Origin of the sequence: Streptomyces tricolor (assembly GCF_002155905.1) — a bacterium.
Classification (GTDB): Bacteria; Actinomycetota; Actinomycetes; order Streptomycetales; family Streptomycetaceae; genus Streptomyces; species Streptomyces tricolor.
In genome coordinates this window covers 1-5,708 of the sequence record NZ_MUMF01000201.1, presented here as the reverse complement: position 1 = coordinate 5,708, position 5,708 = coordinate 1, and the positions used below count along the sequence as shown (strand labels likewise).

The following is a 5,708-nucleotide window of genomic DNA, read 5'->3' as shown; positions in this document are numbered from 1 at the left end:
GCCGGGTTGCCGGGTGTGTCCCTGGCGTGGGGTCTGTGGGAGCAGGCCACCGGCATGACCGCCCACCTCGACAGCACCGACCAGGCCCGGGTGAGCCGGAGCCGCAGCCAGACCATCTCCTCCGACGAGGGCCTGGACCTCTTCGACGCGGCCCTGCGCACCGGCGACCCCCTGCTCGTCCCGATCAAGCTGGACCTGCGGGCCATGCGCGCCGACGCGGCGGCCGGGCGTGCTGTACAGCCCCTGCTGCGCGGCCTGGTCAAGGTGACCCGGCAGGTCGCACGGGCAGCCGCCGCCACCGACGGCACCGGCGAACTCGCCCGCCGGCTCGCCGGGTTGGACCCGGCCGAGCAGGAGGCGCTGCTGCTGGACCTGGTGCGGACGCACGCGGCGGCCGTGCTCGCCCACGCCGGCCCCGAGGGCGTCAAGCCCGACACGGCGTTCCGTGACTCCGGGTTCGACTCGCTCACCTCCGTCGAGCTGCGCAACCGGCTCCGCGAGGCCACCGGCCTCAAGCTGCCCGCCACCGTCGTCTTCGACCACCCGACCCCGCTCGCCCTGGCCCGCCACCTGCACGGCGAGCTGGGCGAGACAGCGACGGCGGTCGCCCCCGCCCCGGCCGCCGCGGTCGCGCTCGCCGACCCGGACGAGCCGATCGCGATCGTCGGCATGGCCTGCCGCCTGCCCGGCGGCGTCAACAGCCCGGATGACCTGTGGCGGTTGGTGTCCGAGGGACGCGACGCGATGTCCGGGTTCCCCGACGACCGCGGCTGGGACCTGGAGGGCCTGTTCGACGCCGACCCCGACAAGGCCGGGACGTCGTACGTCGACCAGGGCGGCTTCCTGCACGAGGCCGGCCTCTTCGACGCGGGCTTCTGGGGGATCTCGCCGCGTGAGGCGCTGGCGATGGACCCACAGCAGCGCCTGCTCCTCGAAACCTCCTGGGAGGCGCTGGAGCGGGCCGGCATCGACCCCCTCGCGCTGAAGGGCACGGACGTCGGCGTCTTCTCCGGCCTGATGGGCCAGGGCTACGGTTCCGGCGGCGAGATCCCCGCCGAACTGGAGGGATTCGTCACCACCGGGGCCGGCAGCAGCGTGGCCTCGGGCCGCGTCTCGTACGTCTTCGGCTTCGAGGGCCCCGCGGTGACCGTGGACACGGCCTGCTCGTCCTCCCTGGTCGCCATGCACCTCGCGGCCCAGGCCCTGCGAGGCGGCGAGTGCTCCCTCGCCCTGGCCAGCGGCGCGGCCGTGATGTCCAGCCCCGGCGCCTTCGTCCAGTTCTCCCGGCAGCGGGGCCTGGCGTCCGACGGCCGCTGCAAGTCGTACGCGGACGCGGCCGACGGCACGGGCTGGGCCGAGGGCGCGGGCGTGGTCGTCCTGGAGCGGCTGTCGGAGGCCCGGCGCAAGGGCCACCGGGTGCTGGCGGTGGTGCGGGGCAGCGCGGTCAACCAGGACGGCGCGTCCAACGGCCTGACGGCACCCAACGGCCCGTCGCAGCAGCGCGTGATCCGCAAGGCGCTCGCGAACGCGGGCCTGACCCCGGCGGACGTCGACGCGGTCGAGGGCCACGGCACGGGCACGGTCCTCGGCGACCCGATCGAGGCGCAGGCCCTGCTCGCCACCTACGGCCAGGACCGCGAACAGCCGCTGTGGTTGGGCTCGTTGAAGTCGAACATCGGGCACACCCAGGCCGCCTCCGGTGTGGCCGGCGTGATCAAGATGGTGGAAGCCATGCAGCACGGCGTCCTCCCGCCCACGCTGCATGTGGACGCGCCGTCGTCCCAGGTGGACTGGACGTCCGGAGCGGTGGAACTGCTCACCGAAGCACGCGACTGGCCCGAGACCGGGCGCCCCCGCCGGGTCGGCGTCTCCTCCTTCGGACTGAGCGGCACGAACGCGCATCTGATCCTGGAGCAGGCGCCGGAGGAGCCCGCGACCGAGCCGCTGCTTCCGGCCGACGGCGTGGTGCCGGTGCTCGTGTCGGCACGCAGCGCCGGCGCGCTGGCCGGACAGGCCGGACGGCTCGCCGCCTTCGTCGACGGTACTGACGCGCCGCTGGCCGCCGTTGCGGGAGCGCTCGTCTCCCGGCGGGCGGTGCTGTCCGAGCGGGCCGTGGTCGTCGCCGGGTCGCGGGAGGAGGCGGTGGCCGGGCTGCGGGCGCTGGCCGCGGGCGAGTCGGCTTCTTCGGTGGTCACGGGCTCGGGTGCCGACGGGAAGACGGTGTTCGTCTTTCCGGGGCAGGGGTCGCAACGGGTCGGTATGGGCCGGGAGTTGTACGGCCGGTATCCGGTGTTCGCGCAGGCCCTGGACGAGGCGTGCGCCGCACTGGACGCGCAGCTCGGTGCGGAGCAGTCGGTCAAGGACGTGATCTTCGGGGATGTGGGCGGCGGTCTGCTGGATCAGACCGTGTTCACGCAGGCCGGGTTGTTCGCGGTGGAGTCGGCGTTGTTCCGGCTGGTGGAGTCGTGGGGTGTACGGCCGGACGTGGTGGCCGGGCACTCGATCGGTGAGGTCGTCGCCGCGCACGTCGCGGGGGTGCTGTCGCTGCCGGACGCGGCGGCGCTGGTGGCCGCGCGCGGCCGGCTGATGCAGGCGCTCCCGTCGGGCGGCGCGATGGTGGCAGTGGCCGCGACCGAGGACGAGATCGCCGAACACCTCGCGGCGGGCGTGGACTTGGCGGCGGTGAACGCGCCCGGCTCGGTCGTCCTGTCCGGCGATGAGACGGCTGTCCTGGCTGTCGCGGAGAAGCTGCGTGAGCAGGGCCGCCGGGTCAAGCGGCTCACCGTCTCGCACGCTTTCCACTCCGTGCTGATGGAGCCGATGCTGGCGGAGTTCGCCGAGGCTCTGTCGGGGCTGTCCTGGAACGAGCCGGCGATTCCGGTCGTATCGAATGTGACCGGAAAGCCTGCCGAGCCCGGCCAGTTGACGGACCCGGCCTACTGGGTCGAGCACGTCCGCCGCCCGGTTCGCTTCGCCGAGGGCATCAGCGCTTCCGGCGGCTCAGTGTTCGTGGAACTCGGTCCTGGCGGTGCACTCAGCGGCGCCATCGCGGAGTCGGCCGGCGAGGACGCCGTCAGCGTGCCCGCGCTGCGGGACGACCGGGGCGAGGCGCACACTCTCCTGTCGGCCGTGGCACACCTCTTCGTACGCGGAACCAGGGTCGACTGGGCGGCAGTCCTCCCGAAGGGCGCCACCGAGGCCCATGTGGAGTTGCCGACGTACGCCTTCGAGCACCGTCACTACTGGTTGCAGACGGCCCCCGCGACGGACGCGGTCGCGCTCGGCCAGAGCACGGCGAACCACCCGCTGCTGGGCGCGGTGGTGCCGTTGCCCCAGTCGGACGGGTTGGTCTTCACCTCCCGGCTGTCGCTGCGCACGCACTCCTGGCTGGCCGATCACGTCGTCGGGGGAGTGGTGGTCGTGCCCGGCGCCGCGCTGGTCGAACTGGCCGTACGGGCCGGTGACGAGGTCGGCTGCGGTGCCGTGGAGGAGCTGCTGATCGAGGCTCCGCTGGTCGTGCCCGAGCAGGGCGGGGTGCGGGTGCAGGTCACCGTCGAAGCCCCCGACGCGGAGGGCCGCCGCCCGCTGGCCGTCCACTCCGCGCGGGAGGACGCCGTCGGCGAGATCGGTGGCGACGCGTGGACCCGGCACGCCACCGGCAGCCTCACCGGTACGGCGCCCGCGACCGGCGCCTTCGACTTCACCGCCTGGCCCCCGCCCGGCGCCCGGGCGGAGGACCTGTCCGGCGCGGACGAGCGGCTGCTCCGGCACGGCTACGAGTACGGTCCGGTCTTCCAGGGGCTGCGGGCGCTGTGGCGGCGCGGCGACGAACTGTTCGCCGAGGTCGCACTGCCGGACGGACAGCGGGACGCGGCGGCCCGGTTCGGCCTCCACCCCGCCCTGCTGGACGCCGCCCTGCACCCCGCGCTGCTGGACGTCCCGGCGGCCGATGGCACACAGGTCCGGCAGCCGCTGGAGTGGAGCCGGCTGATGCTGCACGCCGAGGGCGCCACGGTACTGCGGGTGCGCCTGGCGCCGTCCTCCGCCGGAGCTCTGACGCTCCACGCCGCCGACGAGGCCGGAGACACGGTCGTCACGGCGGAGGCCGTCACGCTGCGGCCGGTCCCGACCGAGCAGCTGACGACCGCGGCCGGTACCGGTGCGGACGACGGCCTGTTCCGGGTGGAGTGGGGTGAGCTGCCGTCGGTGGCCGGTGCCGGTGAGGTGCCGGAGGTGTCGGTGGTCGAGGCCCGTTCCGCCGGGGAGGCTCCGGTGGCGTTGGTGGGTCGGGTGCTGGCGGCCGTGCAGTCTTGGCTGGCGGAGGAGGGTGCCGGGGACGGCCGGCTGGTGGTGGTGACCCGGGGTGCGGTGCCGGCGGGTGGTGACGAGGTGGTCACCGATCCGGGTGGTGCGGCCGTCTGGGGGCTGGTCCGTGCGGCGCAGGCGGAGAACCCGGACCGGATCGTGCTCGTGGACGGTGACACGGACGAGGTGGATCTGGGCGCCGTGCTGGCGAGTGGTGAGCCGCAGGTGGCCGTGCGGGGTGCGGCGCTGTATGTGCCGCGCCTCGCCCGGGTCGCCCCGGCCGCCCCGGCCGAGCCGGTGCTGGATCCGGACGGCACGGTGCTGATCACCGGCGGCACCGGCATGCTCGGTGCCACGGTCGCCCGGCATCTGGTCGAGCGGCACGGCGTACGGCACCTCGTCCTGGCCGGTCGCCGCGGTCCGGAGGCCGAGGGCGCGGCGCGGCTCGTCGCCGAACTGGGGGAGCAGGGCGCCGAGGTGTCGGTGGTCGCGTGCGACGTCACGGACCGGGACGCGGTCGCCGCGCTGCTCGCCGCCGTACCGGACGCCCACCCGCTGACCGGTGTCGTCCACGCGGCACGGGTCTTCGACGCCGGGGTGATCGGCGAGATGGACCAGGACCGGATGGCCCGCGTCTTCGCCCCCAAGGCGACGGCCGTCGAGCACCTGGACGCCCTGACCCGCGAACTGGCCCCGGAACTGGCCGCCTTCATCCTGCTGTCCTCCGCCTCCTCCGTCTTCCTGGGCGCGGGCACCGGCGGGTACGCGGCGGCCAACGCCTATCTCGACGCGGTCGCGCACCGGCGCCGGGCGGCCGGTCTGCCCGCCCTCTCGCTGGCCTGGGGCCCGTGGGAACCGGTGGGCGGCCAGGACACGGTCACCGGCGAGGCCGTACGGAACCGGGCCGGCCGGCGCGGAGGCGTCGTACCGCTCACGCCCACGGAGGGGATGGAACTGCTCGACGCGGCCCTGCCGACCGGTGAGGCGCTGGTGGTACCCGTCAAACTGGACCTGCGGGCGCTGCGCGCCGACGCCGCGCTGGGCGCCGGTGTCGCCCCCCTGCTCCGGGGCCTGGTGCGGACCGGCCGGAAGGCCGCCCGGGCCGGCGCCGGCGACTCCGGCGGACTCGCCCGCAAGCTGGCCGCGCTGTCCCCGGCGGAACAGGAGACCGTGCTGCTGGAGCTGGTGCAGGGCCAGGTCGCGACCGTCCTCGGGCACGCCGGGGCGGACCAGGTCAGGGCCGAAACGGCGTTCAAGGACGCCGGGTTCGACTCGCTCACCTCCGTCGAGCTGCGCAACCGGCTGCGCGAGGCCACCGGCCTCAACCTGCCCGCCACCGCGGTCTTCGACTACCCGACCCCCCTCGCCCTCGCCCGCTACCTGCACGGCCGGCTCGCCCCGGA

At 74.9% G+C, this 5,708-nt stretch carries 1 protein-coding gene; it reads left to right on the top strand.

Annotated elements, in window-relative coordinates; translation table 11 throughout:
• Window positions 1–5,708, top strand: a 5,708-nt coding sequence (locus CCN44_RS15450; RefSeq protein WP_143649774.1) for a type I polyketide synthase, incomplete at both ends; no start/stop codon positions are given.